At 73.8% G+C, this 23,344-nt stretch carries 18 protein-coding genes and 1 pseudogene; 8 read left to right on the top strand and 11 right to left on the bottom strand.

The genetic code is table 11. From position 1 onward, the window contains the following. Nucleotides 1–107 precede the first annotated feature (107 nt). Complete coding sequence (locus MF406_RS12045; RefSeq protein WP_242893892.1) at nt 108–1,106, top strand: DNA-3-methyladenine glycosylase; 999 nt, start codon at nt 108–110, stop codon at nt 1,104–1,106. 74 nt (nt 1,107–1,180) lie between these two features. On the opposite strand, the gene MF406_RS12040 is transcribed toward MF406_RS12045, so the two are convergent. Beyond that, the gene (locus MF406_RS12040) at nt 1,181–1,594 is read right to left on the bottom strand and encodes a universal stress protein (protein WP_242893890.1); all 414 of its coding nucleotides are present in this window, start codon (nt 1,592–1,594) and stop codon (nt 1,181–1,183) included. A 12-nt stretch (nt 1,595–1,606) separates the two neighbouring features. Continuing rightward, on the bottom strand, nt 1,607–3,013 hold the full coding sequence (locus MF406_RS12035) for an APC family permease (protein ID WP_242893887.1): 1,407 nt from the start codon (nt 3,011–3,013) through the stop codon (nt 1,607–1,609). 295 nt (nt 3,014–3,308) lie between these two features. Between MF406_RS12035 and MF406_RS12030 the strand changes: the two genes are divergently transcribed. The 3 genes from MF406_RS12030 (at nt 3,309) to MF406_RS12020 (ending at nt 5,891) form a co-directional block, all read left to right on the top strand. Continuing rightward, nucleotides 3,309–4,298 (top strand): TIGR03557 family F420-dependent LLM class oxidoreductase, encoded by a 990-nt coding sequence (locus tag MF406_RS12030; protein ID WP_242893884.1) that lies wholly within the window; start codon nt 3,309–3,311, stop codon nt 4,296–4,298. Between the two features lie 174 nt (nt 4,299–4,472). Further along, a complete protein-coding gene (locus tag MF406_RS12025) occupies nt 4,473–5,123 on the top strand; it encodes a DUF1345 domain-containing protein (protein WP_242893882.1) in 651 nt (216 codons plus the stop codon). Nucleotides 5,124–5,210: 87 nt separating this feature from the next. Further along, the gene (locus tag MF406_RS12020) at nt 5,211–5,891 is read left to right on the top strand and encodes a GNAT family N-acetyltransferase (RefSeq protein WP_242893880.1); all 681 of its coding nucleotides are present in this window, start codon (nt 5,211–5,213) and stop codon (nt 5,889–5,891) included. 54 nt (nt 5,892–5,945) lie between these two features. On the opposite strand, the gene MF406_RS12015 is transcribed toward MF406_RS12020, so the two are convergent. Then, the gene (locus MF406_RS12015) at nt 5,946–6,335 is read right to left on the bottom strand and encodes a nucleotide pyrophosphohydrolase (protein ID WP_242893877.1); all 390 of its coding nucleotides are present in this window, start codon (nt 6,333–6,335) and stop codon (nt 5,946–5,948) included. Between the two features lie 171 nt (nt 6,336–6,506). Here MF406_RS12015 and MF406_RS12010 point away from each other — a divergent pair, with 171 nt between their 5' ends. From MF406_RS12010 to MF406_RS12000, 3 genes are all read left to right on the top strand, one after another. Continuing rightward, nucleotides 6,507–7,823: an APC family permease gene (locus tag MF406_RS12010; protein ID WP_242893874.1), complete on the top strand. Its 1,317-nt coding sequence runs from the start codon at nt 6,507–6,509 to the stop codon at nt 7,821–7,823. A gap of 91 nt (nt 7,824–7,914) precedes the next feature. Beyond that, nucleotides 7,915–8,235: a hypothetical protein gene (locus MF406_RS12005; RefSeq protein ID WP_242893872.1), complete on the top strand. Its 321-nt coding sequence runs from the start codon at nt 7,915–7,917 to the stop codon at nt 8,233–8,235. Between the two features lie 384 nt (nt 8,236–8,619). After that, on the top strand, nt 8,620–13,176 hold the full coding sequence (locus MF406_RS12000; protein WP_242893870.1) for an ExeM/NucH family extracellular endonuclease: 4,557 nt from the start codon (nt 8,620–8,622) through the stop codon (nt 13,174–13,176). Nucleotides 13,177–13,357: 181 nt separating this feature from the next. On the opposite strand, the gene MF406_RS11995 is transcribed toward MF406_RS12000, so the two are convergent. From MF406_RS11995 to MF406_RS11985, 3 genes are all read right to left on the bottom strand, one after another. Continuing rightward, nucleotides 13,358–14,671 carry an RNA polymerase sigma factor gene (locus tag MF406_RS11995; RefSeq protein WP_371744480.1) on the bottom strand — a complete coding sequence of 438 codons (1,314 nt, stop codon included), beginning with the start codon at nt 14,669–14,671 and terminating at the stop codon, nt 13,358–13,360. Further along, a complete protein-coding gene (locus MF406_RS11990; protein ID WP_242893867.1) occupies nt 14,655–15,047 on the bottom strand; it encodes a YciI family protein in 393 nt (130 codons plus the stop codon). Before MF406_RS11990 ends, MF406_RS11995 begins: the two co-directional genes overlap by 17 nt. 325 nt (nt 15,048–15,372) lie before the next feature. After that, nucleotides 15,373–16,170: a LysR family substrate-binding domain-containing protein gene (locus tag MF406_RS11985; protein ID WP_242893864.1), complete on the bottom strand. Its 798-nt coding sequence runs from the start codon at nt 16,168–16,170 to the stop codon at nt 15,373–15,375. Nucleotides 16,171–16,222: 52 nt separating this feature from the next. Between MF406_RS11985 and MF406_RS11980 the strand changes: the two genes are divergently transcribed. Further along, the gene (locus MF406_RS11980; RefSeq protein ID WP_242893862.1) at nt 16,223–16,603 is read left to right on the top strand and encodes a DUF5997 family protein; all 381 of its coding nucleotides are present in this window, start codon (nt 16,223–16,225) and stop codon (nt 16,601–16,603) included. A 66-nt stretch (nt 16,604–16,669) separates the two neighbouring features. Here MF406_RS11980 and MF406_RS11975 read toward each other — a convergent pair. The 5 genes and pseudogenes from MF406_RS11975 to MF406_RS11955 form a co-directional block, all read right to left on the bottom strand. Further along, nucleotides 16,670–16,903 (bottom strand): annotated as a pseudogene (locus MF406_RS11975) (ATP-dependent DNA ligase); the annotation flags it as partial. Between the two features lie 96 nt (nt 16,904–16,999). Then, on the bottom strand, nt 17,000–18,622 hold the full coding sequence (locus MF406_RS11970) for an AAA family ATPase (protein WP_242893848.1): 1,623 nt from the start codon (nt 18,620–18,622) through the stop codon (nt 17,000–17,002). Beyond that, nucleotides 18,612–20,324 (bottom strand): ATP-dependent DNA ligase, encoded by a 1,713-nt coding sequence (locus MF406_RS11965; RefSeq protein ID WP_242893845.1) that lies wholly within the window; start codon nt 20,322–20,324, stop codon nt 18,612–18,614. Before MF406_RS11965 ends, MF406_RS11970 begins: the two co-directional genes overlap by 11 nt. Nucleotides 20,325–20,354: 30 nt before the next feature. Further along, the gene (locus MF406_RS11960; RefSeq protein WP_242893842.1) at nt 20,355–21,164 is read right to left on the bottom strand and encodes an enoyl-CoA hydratase-related protein; all 810 of its coding nucleotides are present in this window, start codon (nt 21,162–21,164) and stop codon (nt 20,355–20,357) included. Next, nucleotides 21,151–23,337, bottom strand: coding sequence for an acyclic terpene utilization AtuA family protein (locus MF406_RS11955; RefSeq protein ID WP_242893839.1), 2,187 nt, complete (start codon nt 23,335–23,337; stop codon nt 21,151–21,153). The genes MF406_RS11960 and MF406_RS11955 overlap by 14 nt, the downstream gene beginning before the upstream one ends. Nucleotides 23,338–23,344: the final 7 nt, after the last annotated feature.

Genomic DNA, 23,344 nt, shown 5'->3' with positions numbered 1-23,344 from the left:
GCCCACCGGTGCCCGCGCGTCGTGTCCCGACCGGGCCAGGGCGGGGCGGATCATGGTCCCCATGACCGCCGCCCCCGCCGTCGCTAAGGCATGTTCCGAGCTGGCCGATGACTGAGGTCCTCCCCGCCGCCCCGCCCGCCGGCGCGGACCGGACCGGCTGGCCGCCGGCAGCGGGCCGGACCGGCTGGCCGCCTGCGGCGGAACGGACCTGGCGTCCGGGGTGGCCGTGCCCGGTCGGGCAGGTGCTCGCCGTCCTGCGGCACGGCCCGGCGGACCCGACGTTCCGCCGCGACCCCGACGGCACCCACTGGCGCGGCGTGCGGACCCCGGCCGGGACCGCGACCCTGCGGCTGTCCGTCCGGCCGCACGACGGCGAGGTCGACGCCGCCGCCTGGGGCGCGGGGGCGCAGTGGGTCCTCGACGCGGTGCCGGCCATGCTGGGCGCGGCGGACGACCCGGACGGATTCCCGGCCGACCGGCACCCCGTCGTCGCCGAGCTCCACCGGCGGTTCCCGCACTGGCGCCAGCCCCGCACCGGCCTGGTGCTGGAGTCCCTGGTCCCGGCGGTCATCGAGCAGAAGGTCACCGGCGCCGAGGCCTTCGCCGGCTTCCGGCGCCTGGTGCACCGCTTCGGCGAGCGCGCCCCCGGTCCCGGCGCCGACCGCGGCCTGTGGGTCCAGCCCGCCCCGGCCACCCTGGCCCGGATCCCCTCCTGGGAGTGGCTGCGCCTGCCGGTGGACCCGGCCCGGGCCCGAACCGTGGTCGCGGCGGCCCGGCTCGCCCCCTCGCTCGAGCGCACGCTGGCCCGGCCGGGCCAGGCGGACCGGGCGCTGCGGACCGTCCCCGGGATCGGGCCGTGGACCAGCGCCGAGGTCCGCGCCCGGGCGCACGGCGACGCCGACGCGGTCAGCTTCGGCGACTACAACATCCCCAAGGACATCGGCTGGGCGCTGACCGGGCGGCGGCTGGACGACGCCGGCCTGGCCGAGCTGCTCGAGCCGTTCCGCCCGCACCGGTACCGGGTCCAGCGCCTCGTCCAGCTCGCCGGGATCCACCACCCGCGCCGCGGTCACCGGATGCCGCGTCGGACCCACCTGCCCGGCTGACCCGGCGCTGGTCGTTTCCGACGGCGGCAGCGGATCTGACGGCCGGCCGCCCCGCTCCTCAGCCGGTGGGCTCGTCAGCCGGCGGGGTTCTGTGCCTTCACGGCGGTGACCGGGCACCGGGCCTCGAGCAGGATCCGCTGCGCCGAGCTCGCCAGGAGCAGCTTGCCGATCGGCGTGCGGCGCCGGATCCCGATGACGATCAGGGTCGCGGCGTGGGTGGCCGCGGCGTCGAGCACCCGCTCGGCGAAGTCGTAGTCCCCGGTGAGCCGCTGCACCGAGTGCTCGACCCCCGACTCGGCCAGCCGCCGCTCGACGGCGGCGAGGTCGCCGCCGCCGCCCGCGTCGGCGGCGTCGTCGGGATCCTGGTGCCGGTGCGGGCCGCGGCTGACGACGGCGACCGGCCACCCGTGCCGGCGGGCCTCCTCGATCCCGTGCTCCAGGGCCGCCGCCCCCTCCGGGGTGGGCGCGTGCGCGATCACGACGCTCACGGGTGCTCCTCCTCAGCCGTCCAGCGCGGCGGGGTCCTCGAACCGGGTGGTCTTCGCCCGGACCGCCCGGTTCCACAGGAAGGTGAGGAACCAGAGCACGACGCCCAGGCCCAGCATGACCCCCGCGATGCGGTACTCCACCGGATCCTGCGCCCACGGACCGACGAGGAAGGCGCAGGTCAGGGCGCCGACGTAGGGCAGCGGGCCGGGGGAGCGGAAGTGCTCGCGGTCCACCGGGGTGCGGCGCAGCACCAGCACGGCGACGTTGACGATGGTGAACACCCCGAGCAGCAGCAGCGCCGTCGTGCCGCCGAGGGCGGCGACCGTCTCCGGGCCCATGACGTTGGTGACGGTGATGATCAGGCCGGCGGCGATCAGGGTGGTGAACACCACCGAGCTCCACGGGGTGCGGCGCCGGGGGAGGACCTTGCCCAGGACGCGGGGGAGCACGTCCTGGCGGGCCATCCCGTAGAGCAGCCGGCTCGCCATCAGCATGTTGATCAGCGCGGTGTTGGCCACGGCGAACATCGACAGGAACGGGTAGATCACGTCCACCGGCAGGTTGGGCGCACCGGCCCGGACGACCTCGAGCAGCGGCGTCGTGCTCTCCGCCAGCGTGCCCACCGGCACCACGGCGACGGCGGCCACGGAGACCAGGACGTAGATCGTCACCGTGATGCCCAGCCCGGTGAGCATCACCCGGGGGAACGTCCGCAGCGGGTCCTTGGTCTCCTCGGCCATGTTCACCGAGTCCTCGAAGCCCACCATCGAGAAGAACGCCAGCGAGGTGGCTGCGGTGAGTGCGAGGAAGACGCTCTTGTCCTCCGCCGTCGCGAAGACGGTGGTCCGGCCGAGGTCGACGTTCCCCTGCGCCATCGCGAAGAAGCCGATGACGATGACGATCAGCAGGCCGGTGAGCTCGACGAGGGTGAGCACCACGTTGAACGCCAGGCCCTCCTTCACCCCGCGCAGGTTGACGACGGCGAGCAGCGCCATGAACGACACGGCCACCACCGTGACCCCGCCCTGCCCCCAGTCGAGGTCGAACCCGACGATGAAGTTCTCGGCGAGGAACTTCGCCGCGGTCGACGCCGAGGTGATGCCCGAGCTGAGGACCGCGAAGGTGACCAGGAACGTCAGGAAGTGGATGCCGAACGCCTTGTGCGTGTACAGCGCGGCGCCGGCCGCCTGCGGGTACTTCGTGACGAGCTCGAGGTAGGAGAAGGCGGTGACCGTCGCGACGGCGAACGCCAGCAGGATCGGCGCCCAGGCGGCGCCGCCGACCTCGCCGGCCACCTGGCCGGTGAGCGCGTAGACGCCGGTGCCGAGGATGTCGCCGACGATGAAGAGCAGGAGGAGCTTGGGCCCGATCACCCGCCGCAGCGTGGGCTGGTCCGTCTCGACGGTCGTGCTGGCCATGCGCGGCCACCTCCTCCCTCGGAGCGACGACCTGGACCGACGGTGACAGAGCGGACCCGATCGCGCAACGCCAGGGGCCCAGCCGGTGCCGATGCCGCCGGCATCGGCCGGCTCCGGTCGACGCAAGGCCAGGGCCCAGCCGGTGCCGCTGCCGACGACGGCGACCGGCTCCGGTCAGCACGACGCCAGGGCCCGATCGGCGCGGCCGCACCAGCCGCCGTCGGCCATGCCGGCGACGGCGGCACCGAGCTGCCCCCGATGTGCAGGTGGTAGTGGTGTGCGTCACACTCGGGCCATGACCAGATTCGGGTACACCTTGATGACCGAGCAGTCCGGGCCCAAGGCCCTCGTGGACTACGCCGTGGCGGCGGAGGGGCTCGGCTTCGACTTCGCGGTCTCCAGCGACCACGTCTTCCCCTGGCTGGACGCCCAGGGGCACGCACCCTACGCCTGGAGCGTCCTCGGCGCGGTCGCGCACGCGACCGAGCGCCTGGAGCTCATGACCTACGTGACCTGCCCGACGATGCGCTACCACCCGGTGGTAGTCGCGCAGAAGGCCGCCACGATGGCGCTGCTGTCCGACGGCCGGTTCACCCTCGGGCTGGGCGCCGGGGAGAACCTCAACGAGCACGTGGTCGGCGAGCGCTGGCCGGCCGTGGACGAGCGCCACGAGATGCTCGTCGAGGCCGTCGAGATCATCACCCAGCTGTTCACCGGCGAGTTCCTGAGCTACCAGGGCGACCACTTCCGGGTGGACTCCGCCCGGATCTGGGACGTCCCCGGCACCCCGGTGGAGGTCGGCGTCGCCGTCTCCGGCCGCCGCGCCGTCGAGAACTTCGCCCCGATCGCGGACCACCTGATCGCCACCGAGCCCAAGGGCAACCTCGTCCAGCAGTGGGACGCGGTGCGCAACGAGACCGCCCTGCCGGCCTCGCGCAAGATCGGGCAGTTCCCGATCTCCTGGGACCCCGACCCCGACGCGGCGGTGCAGCGGGCGCACGAGCAGTTCCGCTGGTTCGGGCTCGGCTGGCCGGTCAACTCCAACCTGCCGAGCACGGAGTCGTTCACCCGGGCGACCTCCTTCGTCAAGCCCGAGGACATCCAGGCGTCGATCCCCTGCGGACCCGACCTCGACGCCGTCGTGCAGAAGGTGGCCCCGTACTGGGAGGCCGGGTTCACCGACATCGCGCTCGTCCAGATCGGTGACCAGCGGCAGCAGCAGTTCCTCGACGAGGCGGCGGGTCCCCTCCTCGAGAAGCTGCGCGCCGCGGCGCCGAAGGACTGACCCGGCCGGGCACCGTCGGGCGCTCGTTGAGAAGCTGCGCACGGGGCCGGCCGGCCAGGCCGGCCGCCGCCGGGACGGGCCCGGCACCGGGACCGGGCGCCGTCGGGACGGGCCCGGTACGGGGGACCGGGCGCCGTCGGGACGGAGCCGGCACACGGACCGGGCGGGCCGCGGATGACTAGGCGACCGCGCTGGCCGCTGTCCTCCGGCGGCCAGGTGCTCCTCTCCGTCGTCGTGGGCGTGGCCGTGGGCGCGCTCGCCGTCCGGCTGGTGGAGCCGCCGCTGTGGCTCCTGCTGGCCTGGGACGCGACGGCGGCCACGTACATCACCCTGGTGTGGTCGGTCAGCTGGCCCCGCGACGCGGCCGGCACCCGGGCCCTGGCCCGGCGCGAGGATCCCTCGCGCAACGCAGTCGCTGCGGTGATGGTCGTCGCGGCCGCGACGGGGTTCGCGGCGGCCACCTACGCGCTGCTCGGCTCCAGCAGCGCCGACACCGGGACCAGACGCCTGACGATCGGCCTGGGCGTCGCCTCGGTCGTCCTGTCTTGGGTGCTGGTCAACACGGTGTTCGCACTGCACTACGCGCACATGTACTACGACGACAAGCCCGAGGGCGGGCTCGACTTCAACCAGGACGAGCCGCCGCGCTACTCCGACTTCGCCTACGTCGCCTTCACGGTCGGCGTCACCTCCGCCATGCCGGACGTGAACCTGCAGGACAGCGGGATCCGGCGGGTGGTGCTCGGGCACACCCTGCTGTCGTTCCTCTTCGCCGGCGGGCTGCTCGCCATCGTGATCAGCCTGGTGCCGAGTGTGGTGGGGTGACGCTGCGCGGTCGGGGGTGGGTGGCCCGGGTCCCGGTGGTCGGTGGTGGTGGACCGGCGGGACGGCGCCCGTGCCACCATGCCGGTCGTGGCCGTGCCCAGCCAAGAACCGCCCTTCGTCCCCGTCGCCGACGCCCGTCCCGCTGACCGGCCCTGGCCGGCGATGTCCTGGCCGCCGCCCCCGGACGCCCGGCTCGCCGGACGGGTCGTGGAGCTGGTGCCCCTCGAGCCGGAAGCCCTCGGGCCGGCGGTGTTCCGGGCGCTGGACGAGGAGGCCGTCTGGCAGCACATGACCGGCCGCCCCGCCGACGCCGCCGCGTTCGTCCAGGCGCAGAAGCGCCAAGTCGACGCCGGGGTCTTTCCTTGGGTGGTGCGGCTGCGGAGGCCCTACCGCGGCCAGGCCGCGGGCGCCGTCGTGGGCATGACGAGCTACCGCGACGTGTCGGTCCGCGACGCCCGCCTCGAGATCGGCAGCACCGCCTACGCGCCCGCGGTGTGGGGCAGCCTCGTCAACCCCGACGCGAAGCACCTGCTGCTCGGCTACGCCTTCGAGGTCCTCGGGGCGGGTCGGGTCCAGCTCAAGACCGACGTCCGCAACACCCGCTCCCAGCAGGCGATCGCCCGGCTGGGCGCGCGGTACGAGGGCACGTTGCGCCGCTACCAGCGGCGCGCGGACGGCACCGTCCGGGACACCGTGCTCTTCTCCGTGGTCGCCGAGGAGTGGCCGGCGGTGCGGGACCGGCTCGAGGCGCGGATGGCCGGCGGGTAGACGCGGCGCGCCGCCGGCCGCCTCACGCCGCCGTCAGGGTCTCGGCCCGCCGGCTCAGCCGTCGTCGTCGCCGGGCTCGCCGCCGTCGTCGCGGCGAAGCTCGGTGTACTTCGCGTTCGAGCCGCTGGCCAGGTGCACCGGGTACTTGGCGGCGTTCTTGTCGATCTTGGCGTGCACGGCAGCGCCGAGGTCGACCCCGACGGCGTCGGCCAGCTCGACGAGGTAGGTCAGGATGTCGGCGAGCTCGTCGGCGAGCGCCTCCGCCCCGTGCGGGGTCCGGGCGTACTCGAGCACCTCCGCGTCGGTGCGCCACTGCAGCAGCTCGGCCAGCTCGCCGACCTCGCCGACGAGCGCCAGCGCGAGGTTGCGAGGCGTGTGGAACTTCGCCCAGTCCCGCTCGGCGGTGAAGTCGTCCAGGCGCCGGCGAACGTCCTCGATGTCCATGGCGATGGTCTACCGCACCGTTGCTGGCGGCGGCTCCGGCCCAGCGTTGGCAGCCGAGCGCCTTGTCGATGGCCGGGCTGCGGCCGGGTCTGCCGTACCGGCGGACCGGGCCAGGCGCCGCACCCACCGCCCCCGGTTGCCGCCGACGACCCGGGGCAGCACCCTCACGAGGTGAGCGACGAGAACGAGACCCGGCTGCGGCGCGGGATCACCGGCCCCCTGCTGTTCCTCTTCATCCTGGGCGACACGCTCGGCGCCGGGGTCTACGCCCTCGCCGGGGTGCTCTCCGCGGAGGCCGGCGGGGCGATGTGGGCGCCGCTGCTCCTCGCCCTCGCCATGGCGATGCTCACCGCGGCCAGCTACGCCGAGCTGGTGACGAAGTACCCGCGCGCCGGCGGCGCGGCCGTCTTCGCGCAACGGGCGTTCGGCCGACCGTGGCTGTCCTTCCTCGTCGGCTTCGCCATGCTGGCCGCCGGCATCACCAGCGCGGCCGGCCTCGCGGTGGCCTTCGCCGGGGACTACCTGAGCGTCTTCCTCGACGTCCCGACGGCGGTTGCGGCGCCGGTCTTCCTGCTCCTGCTCGCCGCGCTCAACGCCCGCGGCATCAAGGAGTCGGTGGGCGCCAACGTCGTCATGACGGTCATCGAGGTCTCCGGCCTGGTCCTCGTCGTCGTGGTCGCCGGGATCGCGGCGGGCGCCGGCCGGGCCGACCCCGGCCACCTGCTCGAGCTGCCCCCGCAGACCGGGCCGGCCGCCGCGGTGCTCGGCGGGGCGATCGTGGCGTTCTACTCCTTCGTCGGCTTCGAGACCTCCGCCAACGTCGCCGAGGAGGTCCGTGACGTCCGCCGGGTCTACCCCCGCGCCCTCTTCGGGGCGCTGGCCGTCACCGGGCTGATCTACCTGCTCGTCGCCGTGGCAGCCGCCGTCGTCATCGCCCCGGGGGACCTGGCCGGCTCGACCAGCCCGTTGCTCGACGTCGTCCGCGTCTCGGGCGTGGCCGTGCCGTCGACGCTGTTCGCGGCGGTGGCCCTGGTGGCGGTGGCCAACGGGGCCCTGCTCACCATGATCATGTCCAGCCGGCTCGCCTACGGGATGGCGGAGGAGGGGCTCCTCCCGCGGCCGCTCACCGCCGTCCTGCCCGGCCGGCGGACGCCGTGGGCGGCGATCGTCACGACGACGGCGCTCGCCGTGGCCCTCGCCCTCGTCGGTGACCTCGCGATGCTCGCCGAGACGGTGGTGCTCCTGCTGCTGTTCGTCTTCCTCTCCACCAACGCCGCCGTCCTCGTCCTGCGCCGGGACCGGGTCAGCACGCCGCACTTCACCGCGCCCACCGCCCTGCCGGTCCTGGCGCTGGTCTCCTGCGTGGTGCTGCTCAGCCAGCAGTCAGCCCGGGTCTGGCTCTTCGGCCTGCTGCTCATGGCCGTCGGCGCCGCGGCGCACCTGGTCGAGCGCCGGGTGTCCGCCCGGCGCGCGCCCACCCCGGCCTGAGGCCGCCGGCCAGACCCCCGGGTGCTCATCGGCAGAGAGGCTGGGCACGATGCAACGGGTCGCGAGAAGCCCCATCGCGGGACTCCGCGTCGTGGCCGCGGCCGCCACCATCGTCGTTGCGGTCGTCGTCGGCGTCATCTCCGGGGAGGACGGCGGGGCGTTCACGCTCGTCCTCGCCGGGATTCCGATCCTGGCGGCAGCTCCCGTCCTGGTGCTCACCCTCCGCCACCACCGAGCGGCCGCCGCGACCTATCTCGCTGCCATCGTCGTCATCGCCTGGGGACTGGTGACAGGGCTGGGCACCGGCTTCTACTTCCTTGCGCCGGGCGTCGTGCTCGTCATCGCGGCGCTCGCCACGGTGGCCGGCGACGAGCCCAGAGCCCGCACCGGAGCCGCACCTCCGAGGCGTTAGGGCGGAGACCAGGTCGACCCGGAAGAACTCGGGGCGGGGTCCCGGCCGCGTTCGTGAACCGGTTGGGCGGCTCGCTGCGCAGGGTCCGGGATGGCCGGGTGGCCACTCTTGCCGCCGGTAGCGGGCGGCCCGGGTCACGGCCAGGAACGGGGCAAGGATCTCTCGGGGCGGGGGCCATCCCCTGGTGCTGGGCGGGGAACCCACCGACGACCCACCGACCCCGGCCAGCCCACCACCGCGGCCACGGTTCGCGAGCAGAACGCACCTGAGGCACGCGACCGTCTCGCGAGCGACGTAGGTCAGTCTCGTCGACCCCTACCGCATCTGGGTGCTCACCAGTACGGTGCAGCTGCGACCACATGCTGGAACGGGCCAAGGAGTCTCATGTCACTCATCCGGAGCCGGGGAAGCCTGCCCGTCTGGCGTTCCCTCGCCGCGCTCACCACCGTGGCGCTCGCCGGCGTCGGGGTCACCGCGCCGGCGTTCGCCGACGTCGAGGACCCGGCCGCGGCCGCCGCTGCGCCCGCCACGACCGACCCAGCCGCCGGTGCGCCGGCCGAGCCCTCCACCGCCGCGGCTCCCACTGCCACGGCCAGCACCGACCCCGGCGCCGCAGCCGCGGATCCCGCCGACGCCGCCGCCCGGCTCGTCCCGGACGGCGACGTCTTCGTCAGCGAGCTGCACTACGACAACGCCGGCGCCGACACCGGCGAGGCGGTCGAGGTCGAGGCCCCGGCGGGCACCGACCTGACCGGCTGGCAGCTCGTGCTCTACAACGGCAGCACCGGCGCCGCCTACGACACCAAGACGCTGACCGGCATCGTGCCCGAGGCCGGCGTCCTCGTCCAGGACTACCCCCGCGACGGCATCCAGAACGGCGCCCCGGACGGCCTCGCGCTCGTCGACGCCACCGGCGCCGTCGTCGAGCTCCTCTCCTACGAGGGCACCTTCACCGCCGTCGGCGGCCCGGCCGACGGGCTGACCAGCACCGACATCGGCGTCGCCGAGGCGAGCAGCACACCCGCCCGGCAGTCCCTCCAGCGGGTCGAGGGCACCTGGACCGGGCCGGCCGCCGCCAGCTTCGGCACCCGCAACACCGCCCCCGGCCCCGGCCCGGGGGAGCCGGGCGAGCCCGGCGAGGACACCCACACCATCGCCGAGATCCAGGGCACCGGGGACGCCAGCCCGCTGGTCGGGCAGACGGTCACCACCACCGGCGTCGTCACCGCCGCCTACCCCACCGGCGGCCTCGACGGCTACTACCTGCAGACCCCCGGCACCGGCGGCGACACCGACCTGGCCGGGCGCACCGCCTCGGACGCCGTCTTCGTCTTCTCCGCCGCCACCGTCGGCGCCGTCGAGCCCGGCGACCTGGTCCAGGTCACCGGCCAGGTCACCGAGTTCAACGGGCTCACCGAGATCACCGTCGGGGCCGGCGGCGCCGTCACCCTCGACGAGCCCGCCGAGGCGGTCAAGCCGGTGCCGTTCGCGCTGCCCCGCACCGAGGACCGCCGCGAGGCCTTCGAGGGCATGCTCGTCCTGCCCGAGCCCGGCTACGTCGTCTCCGACACCTACGCCCTGGGCGGGTTCGGCACCAGCGCCTTCGGCTCGGTGACCCTGGCCTACGCCGCCGAGCAGGACGGCGCCTACCCCGGCGGGGTCGGCCGGCCGCTGCTCCAGGAGAGCGACGTCGCCGCCCCCGGCACGCCGGAGTTCGACCAGGTCGCCGCGGACAACGCCGCCCGCGCCATCACCCTCGACGACGGCCAGTCCGCCCGGACCGCCAGCAGCGCCCAGGTGCCCTACCTCACCGGCGAGCCCAACGTCCGCACCGGGGTGGAGCTGACCTTCCACGCGCCGGTCGTCCTGGACTACCGCTTCCAGTGGAACTTCCAGCCCACCGCCCCGGTCACCGGCAACGCCGCGGACCTGGTGACCTTCGACGGCGGGAACACCCGCGAGGCCAACCAGGCCCCGGACCTGACCGGCGGGGACCTCACGGTCGCCACCTTCAACGTGCTCAACTACTTCACCACCCTCGGCGCGGACCTGCCGGGCTGCGAGCCCTACACCGACCGCGCCGGCAACCCCATCTCCGTCGCCGGCGGCTGCGACGCCCGCGGGGCCTGGGACGCCGCCAACCTCCAGCGCCAGCAGGACAAGATCGTCGCGGCGATCAACGCCCTGGGCGCCGACGTCGTCTCCCTGGAGGAGATCGAGAACTCGGCCAAGTTCGGCAAGGACCGCGACGCCGCGCTGGCCGCGCTGGTCGAGGCGCTCAACGCCGCCGCCGGCCCCGGCACCTGGGCCTACGCCCCGTCCCCGGCCACGCTGCCCGACCTGGCCGAGCAGGACGTCATCCGCACGGCCTTCATCTACCGGCCGGCCGCCGTCGCCCTGGCCGGGGAGTCCGTGGTGCTCACCGGCGACCCGGCCTTCGCCGACGCCCGGGAGCCGCTCGCCCAGGCCTTCACCGCCGTCGGCAGCGGCTACACCTTCCTGGCCGTGGCCAACCACTTCAAGTCCAAGGGCGGGGACTGCGACCCGGAGCCCGTCGAGGGCTGCTTCAACGCCGAGCGGGAGGCCCAGGCCGCCGCGCTGGTCGCGTTCGCCGAGGAGGTGGCCGACGACGCCGACACCGAGGACGTCCTGCTCCTCGGGGACTTCAACTCCTACACCGAGGAGTCCCCGCTGGACGTGCTCGAGGCCGCCGGCTACACCAACGTCAACGCCGGCCGGCAGGAGGCGACCTACGTCTACGACGGCAAGGTCGGCTCGCTGGACCACGTGTTCGTCAGCGGCGGCGCCGCCGAGGACGTCGCCGACGTCGACGTCTGGGGCATCAACGCCGAGGAGTCGGTGCTGGCCGAGTACTCCCGGTACAACTACTTCGCCAGCGAGCACGTCACCCCGGGCAGCCCGTTCCGCTCCTCGGACCACAACCCGATCCTGGTCGCCCTCGACGTCCCCGCGGCCGCGCCGACGGTGGACATCTCGCTGCTGTCGATCAACGACTTCCACGGCCGGATCGAGGCGGACGGGCAGTCCGCCGGCGGGGCCGTCCTGGCCTGCGCCGTCGACCACTTCCGCGCCGAGAACCCCAACACCCTGTTCGTCTCCGCCGGGGACAACATCGGCGCCTCGACCTTCACGTCCTTCGTCCAGCAGGACCAGCCGACCCTGGACGTGCTCAACGCGATCGGGCTGGACGTCTCGGCGTTCGGCAACCACGAGTTCGACCGCGGCCGGGCCGACGTGGAGAACCGGGTGCTCGGCGCCGCGGACTTCCCCTACATCGCGGCGAACATCGTCGACGACGCCGGCGCCCCGGTCTACGACCCGTACCACATCGAGGAGGTCGGCGGGCTGCGGGTCGGGTTCGTCGGGGCGATCACCGAGGAGATGCCCACCCTGGTCTCCCCGGCCGGGATCGAGGGCCTGACCTTCACCGACATGGGCGAGGCGGTCAACGCCTACGCCGCCCAGCTCTCCGACGGGGACGAGGCCAACGACGAGGCCGACGTCGTCGTCGTGCTGGTGCACGACGGCGCCCCCACCCCCGACCTCGCCTCGGCCGACGGCACCCCGTTCGGCGACCTGGTCGCCGGCGCGCACGAGAGCATCGACGCGATCATCTCCGGCCACACCCACCAGGCCTACGTGCACGACGTCGACGGCCGGTGGGTGACCCAGACCGGGCAGTACGGCGAGCAGCTGGGGCACCTGACCCTCACCGTCGACCGCGCCACCGGCGAGGTCACCGCCTCCACCGCGGAGAACGTGGACCTGGTGCCCGAGCCGGGCAACCCCGGCGCGACCCCGCCCGTCCCCCGGCAGACCTTCTGCCCGGGCGACCCGGAGGTTCAGGCGATCGTCGACGAGGCCGTCGCCCAGGCGGAGGTCCTCGGCGCCGTCCCGCTCGGGGAGATCACCGCCGACCTCAACCGGGCCCGGCAGTCCAACGGCTCGGAGAACCGCGGCGGGGAGTCCACCCTCGGCAACGCGGTGGCCGACGTCCACCTCTGGGCGGCGCAGCGCACCAACGCCGAGGCCGACCTCGCGGTGATGAACCCCGGCGGGCTGCGGGCCGACCTGACCTACGCCGAGTCCGCCGGCGAGGGCGACGGCGTGGTGACCTACCGCGAGGCGGCGGTGGTCCAGCCGTTCGCGAACACCCTGGTGACCACCAACCTGACCGGGGCGCAGGTCGAGCAGGTGCTGGAGGAGCAGTGGCAGCCGGCCGGCGCCTCCCGGCCCTTCCTCAAGCTCGGGGTCTCCGCGGGGCTGTCCTACACCTACGACCCGGACGCCCCGGTGGGCGAGCGGATCCTCAGCGTGACCCTGGACGGGGAGCCGCTCGACCCGGCCGCCACCTACACGGTGGTCGCCAACTCCTTCCTCGCCGGGGGCGGTGACAACTTCACCACCCTGGCGGAGGGCACCGGCACCGCCGACACCGGCCAGTCCGACCTGGCCGCCATGGTCGACTACCTCGACGAGTTCGGGTCCCTCAGCCCGGACTACCGGCAGCGGGCCGTCGGGGTGAACTGGGTCTCCGACCCCGCCGCGGAGTACGCGGCGGGCGAGGAGATCGCCGTGGACCTGTCCTCGCTGGCGTTCTCCACCACCGAGCCGAAGCCGGAGACGGTGACCATCACCCTCGGCGGCACGGCCGTGGGCACCGCCCCGGTGGACCTGACCATCGTCGACACCACCGACGAGGTGGGCCGGGCCCAGGTGCGGGTGACGGTCCCGGAGGGCCTGGAGGGGACGGTCGACCTCGTCGTCACCGACGAGACCACCGGCACCACGGTGACCCTGCCGGTGACAGTGGCCGGGGACGAGGAGCCGCCGGAGGAGCCGCCGTCGCCGATCGACGAGTTCTTCCGCTGGCTCGGGGACCTGTTCCGGCGGCTGTTCCCCTGGTTCCCGTGGTGGTGATGATGCACCTGCGGTGACGGTCCGGTGGTGACGGTCCGGCAGTGACGGTCCGGCGGTGACGGTCCGGCGGTGACGGTCCGGCGCGCCGTGCGCGCGCCGGACCGCCCGCGGCGGGGAGCCGTCGAAGCACGGCGCCGGGCCGGCGGCCGCGCCCCCGCCGAGCCCGCGTCCGTGCTGTTGCTTAGCCTGCGTCCGGGCTCTCGCCGCCCGTCAGGGCGCGTCGGCGCGCGAGCAGGTACCGCTGCTCCGGGAGGCTCGCGGTGAGGCTGGCGGCGCGGGCGTACGCCTCCGCGGCCGCCGTCGCCTCGCCGGTCATCTCGAGCAGGTGCGCGTGCACGGCGTGGGTGCGGTGGTGGCGGGCCATCGCCGGGTCGGCCAGGAGCGGGGCGATCAGGTCGAGCCCGGCGGTGGGGCCGAGGGTCATGGCGACGGCGACCGCCCGGTTCAGCGTGACGGCCGGCCCTGGTGCCACCTCGGCCAGCATCGCGTAGAGCAGGGTGATCTGCAGCCAGTCCGTCTCCGCCCAGGTGGGTGCCTCGGCGTGCACCGCGGCGATCGCCGCCTGGAGCTGGTAGCGACCCACGTGGCCGCGCGGCAGCACGTCCTCGAGCAGGCCCGTGCCCTCGCGGATGCGGGCGCCGTCCCAGCGCGAGCGGTCCTGCTCGGCCAGCGGCACGAGGTCACCGTGGGCGTCGGCACGTGCGGCGGTCCGCGCCGACGTGAGCAGCATGAGCGCCAGGGCACCGGTCACCTCGTCGTGGTCCGGGAGGGCGGTCCGCAGCATCCGGGTGAGCCGGATCGCCTCCTCTGCGAGCGCGGTGTCGACCAGCTCGGTCCCGCCGCTGCGGGTGTAGCCCTCGGTGAACATGAGGTGGCAGACGTCGAGCACGGCCGCGACCCGTGCCGGCAGGGCCTCGGGCCCGGGCAGCTCGAAGCGGGCGCCGGCCTCCCGCAGAGTGGCACGGGCCCGGACGAGCCGCTGCTTCATCGTCGGCTCCGGCACCAGGTAGGCGGCCGCGACCTGCGCGGCGGTCAGGCCGGCCACCGACCGCAGCGTGAGCGCGACCTGGGACGGGCGGCTCAGGCTCGGGTGGCAGCAGAGCAGCAGCAGGAGCAGGGAGTCGTCGCGGTCCGCATCCGCGTCCACGCCGGCATCCGCTGCCGGGACGAGGTCCGCGGCCGCCTCGCGCCGCCCGACGGCCTCCTCCCGGGCGGCGCGCGCCAGGTCGGCGCGGACCCGGTCGATCAGCCGCCGGGAGGCGACGCGCACCAGCCAGCCCCGTGGGTTGTCCGGCACGCCGTCCCGCGGCCACTGCCGTGCCGCGGCCTCGGCCGCCTCCTGCGCGGCGTCCTCGCAGTCGGCGAGGTCGCCGTGCCGGCGCAGCAGCGCCGCGAGGACGTGCGGCGACTCGTGCCGCCACACGTCCTCGACGTCGTTGGGGTGCATGGCGAGGCTCAGCGGCCGGCCGGTGCCGCGCTCACGCCTCCTCGCCACCGGGCCACATGGTGGGGCGGAGCTCGATCGTCTCGCCGGGGCCGGCGAACTGCGCGGCGATCTCCTCGGCGCGCTCGACGTTCTCCACGTCGATGAGGAAGAAGCCCGCGAGGTGTTCCTTCGCCTCGGAGTACGGGCCGTCGGAGGGCAGCGGCGCGCCGTCGTGCCAGCGGTACAGCACCGACGAGGCCGGGTCGCCGAGCGCCTCGTCGCCGACGAGCTCGCCCTTCTCCTGCAGCTCGGTGAGCAGGGCCTCGAACGCGGTGTTCATCGCCTCCCGCTGCTCGGCGGGCAGGGCCCGGTTCTCGGTGACGAAGTCACCGGTGGGATGGCCCCACGGCTGGGGGTTGGAGTGGATCAGGATGACGTACTTCATGTCGGACTCCCTCTGCGGTCGGGTCGGGCCGACGGCCCGGGTGGGCCATCTGCACCGAACGTCGGAGCAGCGTCCGCCAGGGTGACACCCGCGGGTGTGCTCTCATCCCGTCCGGCGAACCCAACCACCCCACCATGCTCGTGTCACCAACCTCCCCGCGTCCGCGTGCGCATCCGCATCAACGTAGGGGGCGGCCGCACCGAGACCGGCGACGCCGTAGACCCCGACGCACACCCGGACCACGTTCGGGGCCACCGAGGATCTCGGCCGTGACCCGGGCGCCGGCGACCCCGACGACCGGCCGTTCGGGGCAGCCGTCGCCGGCTCAGCGGGGGCGCCTTCGTCCGTGCCCGCCCCGCCCGCCCGGCCGACCTGCTCGTCCCGGCCGTGCCCTCCGGGCGGGCGCCCGGCCGGCCTGCTCCCGACCCGCCGTCGCGGCCTGCTCCCGACCCGCCGTCGTCCCGGTGGCGGCGGGCGACGGCGGCTGGTTGCCCCGCGAGCTGCGCTCGGTCCGCCCGCGGACGATGCCGACGAACGTCTCCACCCGCGGGTCCTCGTTGCCGGCCAGCCAGGCCAGGCCCACCTCGGACGGGGCGACGCCGGTCACCGGCCGGTGGACGACGTCCCGGCGGTGGTGCAGCCGGGCCAGCGACATCGGCAGGATGAGGATCCCCGCGCCGGACGCGGCCACCTCGACCGCCGCCGGCACGCTCATCGGCGCCACCGGCGCCCGGCCGCCGTCGCGGACCTCGCGGGCCACCGCCCGCCACTCCGGCACGTCGGCCGGGTCCTGCAGCAGGTGCTCCTCGGCCAGGTCGGCGACGTCGACCTCCTCGAAGGCAGCGACCGGGTGCTCCTTGGCGGCCACCACCACCGGCACCTCGCGGTAGAGGGGGATGACGTGCAGGCCGGCCCGGTCCACCGGCAGGCGGACCAGGGACATCGACGCCTCGCCGGAGCGCAGCACCGCGACCTGCTCGGCGGTCGTCACCGGCGCGGCCTCCAGCGGGCTGCCGGGCATGCGCCGGGCCCAGGTGCGCAGCCACCTGTCCGGCGTGACGCCGGGGACGAACCGGATCCGGAACGGCTCCGCCCCCGGTGTCCGTCCCTCACCGTCGCCCACCCGGCCGAGGCTACGGCAGCTCCTCGCCCCGGCCGCGCCCTACGCTGGTCCGATGGCCGCACGCATGTCCCAGACCATGAAGCCGCAGACCGCCGCGAAGAAGCTCGGCGTGCTGCTGTCCGCGACCCCGGCGGAGTTCCGGGCCGGTCCGGTCAGCCGGGAGGAGCTGGACGAGCTGCAGGCCCACCCGCCCGCCTGGCTCGCGGAGCTGCGCCGCCACGGCCCGCACCCGCGGGGCGAGGTCGCCCGCCGCCTGGGCGTGTCCGCCTCCGGCCTGGCGCGGGCCGGCGTTACCGAGCCGCTGACCACCGAGCAGATCAGGGCGCTGCTGGCCGAGATGCCGGCCTGGCTGGAGGCCGAGCGCGCCACCCAGGCCAAGGTCCGTGCCGAGGAGGCACGGCTCCGCGCCCAGGCGGCCGACCGCCAGGCTTGACCGCCGTCCGGGCACGGCCGCCTGGCGTGACCGCGGCCCGGCGCGACGGCGGGGCCGTCTCTCAGCCCCCATCAGCGCCCGGACGGTCGCCACCGTGTCCGCCTCGTCAGCGGTCTTGTCCGACCGGTACCGCAGCACCCGGGCGAACCGCAGCGCCATCCCGGCGGGGTAGCGCGGCGAGCGCTGCACCCCGTCGAAGGCGACCTCGACCACCTGCTCCGGCCGCACGTGCACGACGTGACCCTCCCGGCCGGTCTCCAGCGCGAGGAACCGCTCGGTCTGCCAGGCGAGCATCTCGTCTCAGCCGTTGAACGTGCTGCTCGAATCCGAGAATTCGAAAAAGAACCGATTCGATAGGAACAGTGATGGACCGGGTAGTTCTAGAACACCACCGTGTCAACCTCCAAAGATACTCTCCTTCAGATCCTCGTAAACCACCATCCCAGGTTTAATCAACGGCGCGAGGGTTGCGCTTGCGAAGGCTGCCCAAGAACTACCTGAGCTTGAGAGCATCAACTCCTTACGTGCTCCACGGTAGAACTCCTCAGCAACCTTTTTGAAATCGTCTGGATCATTCCCGCGTTGGACGGACGCTTGCATCAAGGCGTCCCGCAGGCGGACCAGCTCTGGCGCCCTATCTATCTGCTCGACTTCCCGGCAGAGTGCCGCGAGAACCTCGTCATCCAGCAGGTAGGCCTCTATGTTGCGACGGTTGAGAACTCTTACTCCGCGCGCTCTCTGTGCTGCGACTTCATCTGCATTGCGTAAATCACGATCAATGACGCGAATAAGAATTGTACCGGTGGCGATCGTCTGAATAGTCTTCCCAGCGTCTAGCCGATCGTGGGTCACGTCCCTGCTGCTACCCACTGAGAGAAAATCTGTCTCTGGGTATTCGCTGGCGAAGATTCTCCTGTAGCACTTCGCATCGAACTCAGAGTTGCCGTTGTCAGCCTCCCTTGGTGGCCTTCCCTCGCAAAGGACTATACGCTCGGGCGCCACCAGATTAGCCAAGTCCCCGAGGGCGACCTCCAAGGTCTTTGCCCAAAAGTCGCGTGACGGCCGTACTGGGCGGATAGATGCAGATTTGTCGAAGTCGATGCCCTCCATGTCGAGAAAAACGACTTGACCGGGCGACTTCTTCGCCATCTCCCAAGCCTTCCGCATGAATCCGATGCTATGGCTCGCGAGGAGTAACTGGGAGTTGTCTGGAACCAAAGAGACCAGGGTCTCTAGCAAAGCGCTCTGGATCCTTGTGTTTAAATGAGTCTCAGGCTCGTCAATGCACCAAATCGAATCATTGAAGTACTCTGCCTTGATGACCGCATCCAGTATGAGATCGAAGCATGCCTTTTCGCCTGCTGACAGGTTCTTGTATAGAAAACGCTTCGACGAGCCCTTAGAGAAGTAGAATGTCCCCAGTGAGTCTTCCCCGACCGTGACGCCTCCGACTCCGTCAAGCTGCAAGTCACGGAAAACTTGTGCTAAGGCGTCCCGTACCCTACCAATGATTCGATCGCGGAGTTGGACGCGCGTCATATCTTCCGGCAGCTCATCTCTGTAAACGCCATCGAGCGTTTGCAGGATCAGACGTTGGTAGTTTTCAGACACACTTGCGTCAGTGTCGATTAGTCTTCCCACTCCGGGCCGCTCCAGTGGCGACGCCATTCGGGAAATTCCGCTTAGTTCGAAGTCGGCTTCGTTTCGAAAGGCACTTCTTACATATACAAGCTTCTTCCGGGCGATCTCGCTATCTGGTACTGGGTCGTGGAAGATGACCTGAACTCGTTCATCCCAGTAGATTGGGTCCGAGCCAACCTTGGCTCCGTATGTTTCCTCCCACCAGTAGCCACCGCCGCCATTTGCCCAGTGCCAGGTTTTCAAGCCGTCAAAGACTGAGGACTTGCCTGAGCCGTTCGGTCCGGCGAGCAAGATTAGCTTCGCCGACTCTGGAACATCTTCGATTGACAGGTCCGTGAAACGTTTAAATCCCTTGAGGTGCATTGCCTTAAGGCGCACTGTTACTCCCGTTAAAGTTGTCTGTGCTGGTAGTGGGAAGGTAGGCCCGAATGATTGATAAGGTGTCTGCTTCTGTTGGGGACTTGTCGTGTCGGTAGCGGAGCACTCTTGCGAAGCGCAGTGCCACGCCGCCCGGGTAGCGACTCGACCGCTGCACCCCGTCGAAGGCGACCTCGACCACCTGCTCCGGCCGCACGTGCACGACGTGGCCCTCCCGGCCGGTCTCCAGCGCGAGGAAACGCTCGGTCTGCCAGGCGAGCATCTCGTCGGTCATGCCCTTGAACGTCTTGCCGAGCATGACGAACCCCTCGCCGTCCCGGGCCCCGAGGTGGATGTTGGACAGCAGCCCGCGCCGCCGCCCGCTGCCCCACTCCACGGCGAGCACCACCAGGTCCAGGGTGTGTCGCGGCTTGACCTTTACCCACGCCGCGCCCCGCCGCCCCGCGGCGTAGGGCGCGGTGAGGTCCTTGACCACCACCCCCTCGTGGCCCCGGCCGAGCATCTCGGCGAAGAAGTCCTGCACCTGGGCCGGGTCCGCGGTCACTCGGCGTGGCACCCGGGCCGACGGCGGGACGACGTCGGCCAGCGCGGCGAACCGCTCGCTGGCGGGGGCATCGAGCAGGTCCCGCCCGTCCAGGTGCAGCAGGTCGAAGAAGTAGGCGGTCAGCGGCACCTCGGCACCAGCAGTGGCGGCGTCCCGGGTCATCGTGCGCGACCCGGTCTCCTGGAAGGCCCGCGGCCGGCCCTCGGCGTCCAGGGCAATGGCCTCCCCGTCCAGGACGACGGCGTTCACGGCGAGGTCGCGGACAGTGTCGACGACCTCGGGCAGCCGGTCGGTGACGTCGTCGAGCGAGCGGGTGAAGACCGTGACCTGCTCCCCGGCGCGGTGCACCTGGATGCGGATGCCGTCGATCTTCCCGTCCACGGCGACCGCTGCCGCGGCTGGTCGGTCGTGCCCGCCGTCGTCCGCGGGCGGAGCGCCATCGGCCACCGGACCGCCGTCGGCCGGACCGCCGTTGGCCGTCCCGCCGTCGGCCATCGGACCGCCGTCGGCCAGACCGCCGTCGGCCACCGCCGTGGCCCCCGCCGCACCCGTGATCTTGGCCAGCGCCGCGTCAACGTCCGGCGCGGCGGAGGCGAGCATCGGGCGCACCGGCCGGCCGACCACGAGGTGGAACCCGGTCAGCGCCTGGGCGCCGCCGGTCAGCGCCGCCTGCGCGATCGGGCCGGACAGCGCGCTGAACATCGCCGCCCGGCGCACGGCCGCGAGCGGGACCTCGGCCGCGGCGGCGATGGCGTCGAGGAGCAGGGAGTCCAGCGCGCCCTGGCGCAGCTCCCCGAGCAGGAGCCCGGCGAGGAACTGCTGCTCGGGGGCGGTGGCCGTCGCGAACAGGGCCCGGACCGCCGTCGCGCGGGTGGCCTGGGAGCCGGGACCGGTGAGCGCGCCGATCCGCGCCAGCTCGGCGTCGACGCCCAGCGGGGTCAGGGTCTCCGCCCGGGCCGGGGTCGGCAGGTCGGTGAGGGACCGCCAGCCCACGCCGGTGCGGCGCTGCCGGGGGCGGCCGGCGAGGAACTCCGCGACGACGGCGACCTCCTCCGGCCCGGCCGCGCGCAGCGTGGCGGCGAGCAGGTCCCGCTTGGCCAGGCGCGAGCGGGTGGCCGCGACCGCGGCGGAGGTCTGGACGACCTGGGCGAGGAGCACCTGCCGATTGTGGCAGGCGTCCCCCCGCTGTCACCGCTCGGGCGGCTGCGGGGGAGCGGCGGGTCCGGCGGTGGGCGGACCATCGACCGCCCAGGCCGGCGCGCGCTTCTCGGCGAAGGCCCGCCTGCCCTCCGCTGCCTCGGGCGAGGCGAAGTGCCGGGCCGAGAGCCGGGCCAGGGCGGCGAGCTCAGGCGCCAGGCCGCCGGGCGGAGGAGCGGCGAGCAGTTCCTTCGTGGCCGCCAGGGCGGCGGGCGCGCCGCGCAGCAGCATCTGCACGTACCGGTCAACCGCGGCGTCCAGGTCCTCGGCGGGGACGACGGCGGTGAGCAGGCCGATCTCCGCCGCCCGCGGCGCATCGAACACCTCCCCGGTGAGGAAGAGCTCCTGCAGCGCCCGCGGGGCGACCCGGCGCCGCAGCGGGGCGGAGATCAGCGCCGGCACCACGCCCAGGCGCACCTCGGGGAAGGCGAAGGTGACGGTGTCGGCGGCGACCGCGACGTCGGCCGCCGCCACCAGCCCGGTGCCCCCGCCGCGGGCCGTGCCGGCCAGGCGGGCCACGACCGGCTTGGGCACCGACCACAGGGTGTGCAGCAGGTCCTCGAGCTCGGCGCCGGGGGCGGGGGCGGCGTCGGGCTCGCGCAGGTCCGCGCCCGCGCAGAACACCGGGCCTGCGTGGGTGAGGACGAGGACCCGCACGGCGTCGTCGGCCAGCGCCCGCGCGAGCTGCTCCGCGAGCCGCTGCCGCAGCGCCCGGGACAGGGCGTTGCGGTTGTGGGCGGAGTCCAGGGTGAGCGTGGCGACCCCACCGGCGACGGCCAGGCGGACGTCAGGCGTCGGCATGGTTGCCTCCGGCACGGTCGCGGGCCGCAGCCCCGGCCCGGTGGTCGGGGCCGACGGCAGGTCCGTCGACGGCGCCGCCCCGCCCGGGCAGGGAAGCGTCGGTGCGGTCGGTGGCGCCGGCGTCGGCCGGAGCGTCGGGCAGCAGGTCGACCGGGACGTCGGCGTGCTTGGCGCGCAGGTACTCGCCGAGCCCCTTGGCCTGGGAGTCCAGGCCCAGATTGGTCCCGACGCCGCGGCCGAGGAGCCCCACGATGGTCACCCCGACCGCCCGCAGGTTGGGCAGCTCCCACAGCCGCAGCTCCAGGTCCGCCGCCTCGGGGACCAGCGCGCGTACCCGGTCCTCGGTCCAAAACGTGCGCAGCCAGGCGTGCGTGCGCTCGTTACGGGCCCACACCCCGAGGGTCGCGTTGCCGCCCTTGTCGCCCGAGCGTGCGCCGAGGACCGTGCCGAGCGGGACCCGGCGGGTGGCGGCGCCGGCCGGTGCGGGGGGGCGGTCCGGCTCGGCCCGTCCGGCGGGTTCGGTCAGCGCGGGCGGCTCGGCGAGCTCGGGCAGCCCGGCCGGCCCGGCCGGGGGCTCCGGAGCAGCGCTGCCATCGACGGCACGACCGCCCGGCGAGCCCGGGCTGGGTGAGCCCCGGCCGCCGTCGCCGTCGCCGACACTGCCGCCGTCGCCGTCACCGACCGTCGGAGCGGGCACCGACCACTGCCGCCCGTTCAGGCTCACCCGCTGGGGCACCTCCGCGGTGGGCATGAGGGTGGGCCAGAAGATCGTGGCGCCGCTGCCCGGCCCAGGCGGGCCGGTGAAGTACAGGCCGGGGTAGCCGGCCAGCCACGTCTCCACCGCGGATCGGGCGAAGCCGGCCACCGCCGCCCGGTCCCGGTCGCGGACGGTGACCGTGAGCAGCGCGACGGCCTCGCTCATCCGGGCCGGGTCGGGCCGGTCGGCGCGCAGCAGCGTGACGGCCACCTCCTCGAAGGCCTCCCGGCCGCCGGGCACCACCGCCCACAGCGCGGCCTGCGCCGCGGCCGCCTTGGCCTCGACCGCGCCGCCGGTGAGCACGAACGTCACCGCGTTGCGCCACCCGGCCGGCACGATCGCCCCCACCTTGACGGTGGCCGGGGCCGGCTCGCCCCGCGCCCCGCTCAGCCGGACCCGGTCCGGGCCGGCCGCCTCCACCCGGACGGTGTCCAGGTGGGCCACCACGTCGGGGGTGAGGTAGCGCGGCCCGTCCACCTCGTACAGCAGCTGGGCGCCCACCGTCTCCGGCGTCACCATCCCCCCGGTGCCGGGGTGCTTGGTGATGACTGCCGAGCCGTCCGCGTACACCTCGGCCAGCGGGAACCCCACCCGCTCGGCGCCCGGGACCTCGGTGAAGAAGGCGAAGTTGCCGCCGGTGGCCTGGGCGCCGCACTCGATGACGTGCCCGGCGACGACCCCGCCGGCCAGCGCGTCCAGGTCCGCGGCGGACCAGCCGTGGTGCCAGGCCGCCGGGCCGAGCACGACGGCGGCGTCGGTCACCCGGCCGGTCACCACGACGTCGGCGCCGGCGGCGAGCGCCTCGACGATGCCCCAGCACCCCAGGTAGGCGTTGACCACCTCCGGCTCGGCGGCCAGCACCGCGAACGGCTCCCCGGAGTCCAGGTGCGGGGCGGCCCAGCCGGCGGCCCGGGCGCGGGCGAAGGCGTCGGTGACGTCGTCGCCGTCGACGACGGCGACCCGCACAGTGAGCCCCTGCTGCTCCGCCACCTGCCGCACGGCCGCGGCGCAGCCGTGGGGGTTCAGGCCGCCGGCGTTGGCGACGACCCGGATCCCGCGGCGCAGGCAGTCGCCGAGCACGTCCGCGAGCTGGGTGACAAAGGTGGCGGCGTAGCCGGCGGCCTCGTCCCGGGCGCGCTGGCGGGCGAGCACCCCCATGGTGAGCTCGGCGAGCCAGTCCCCGGTGAGGACGTCGACGGCGCCGCCGTCGACCATCTCCCGGGCGGCGCTGAGCCGGTCGCCGAAGAACCCGGAGACGTTGGCGATGCGCAGCGGCGGGCGGCCGGCCGGCGCGGCCGGCGGGACGGTCGGCGCGGCGGCCGGGCGGGCACCGTCGCCGGTGGACGGCCGGGCATCGCCGGCTGCTGGGCGCGCGTCACCGCGGGCGGTGCCGCCTCCGGTACCGGGATGAGCCACGGTGCTC

The organism is Georgenia sp. TF02-10 (genome assembly GCF_022759505.1).
GTDB lineage: Bacteria > Actinomycetota > Actinomycetes > Actinomycetales > Actinomycetaceae > TF02-10.
Note: the sequence above shows the minus strand (reverse complement) of the source record. Positions and strands in the feature narration are given on the sequence as shown.

What these genes read in the sequence shown, in the direction of transcription:
- MF406_RS12045 (WP_242893892.1), top strand. Translation starts at nt 108, where the DNA reads ATGACTGAGGTCCTCCCCGCCGCCCCGCCCGCCGGCGCGGACCGGACC.
- MF406_RS12035 (WP_242893887.1), bottom strand. Translation starts at nt 3,013, where the DNA reads ATGGCCAGCACGACCGTCGAGACGGACCAGCCCACGCTGCGGCGGGTG.
- MF406_RS12030 (WP_242893884.1), top strand. Translation starts at nt 3,309, where the DNA reads ATGACCAGATTCGGGTACACCTTGATGACCGAGCAGTCCGGGCCCAAG.
- MF406_RS12025 (WP_242893882.1), top strand. Translation starts at nt 4,473, where the DNA reads ATGACTAGGCGACCGCGCTGGCCGCTGTCCTCCGGCGGCCAGGTGCTC.
- MF406_RS12015 (WP_242893877.1), bottom strand. Translation starts at nt 6,335, where the DNA reads ATGGACATCGAGGACGTTCGCCGGCGCCTGGACGACTTCACCGCCGAG.
- MF406_RS12000 (WP_242893870.1), top strand. Translation starts at nt 8,620, where the DNA reads ATGTCACTCATCCGGAGCCGGGGAAGCCTGCCCGTCTGGCGTTCCCTC.
- MF406_RS11990 (WP_242893867.1), bottom strand. Translation starts at nt 15,047, where the DNA reads ATGAAGTACGTCATCCTGATCCACTCCAACCCCCAGCCGTGGGGCCAT.
- MF406_RS11980 (WP_242893862.1), top strand. Translation starts at nt 16,223, where the DNA reads ATGGCCGCACGCATGTCCCAGACCATGAAGCCGCAGACCGCCGCGAAG.
- MF406_RS11960 (WP_242893842.1), bottom strand. Translation starts at nt 21,164, where the DNA reads ATGCCGACGCCTGACGTCCGCCTGGCCGTCGCCGGTGGGGTCGCCACG.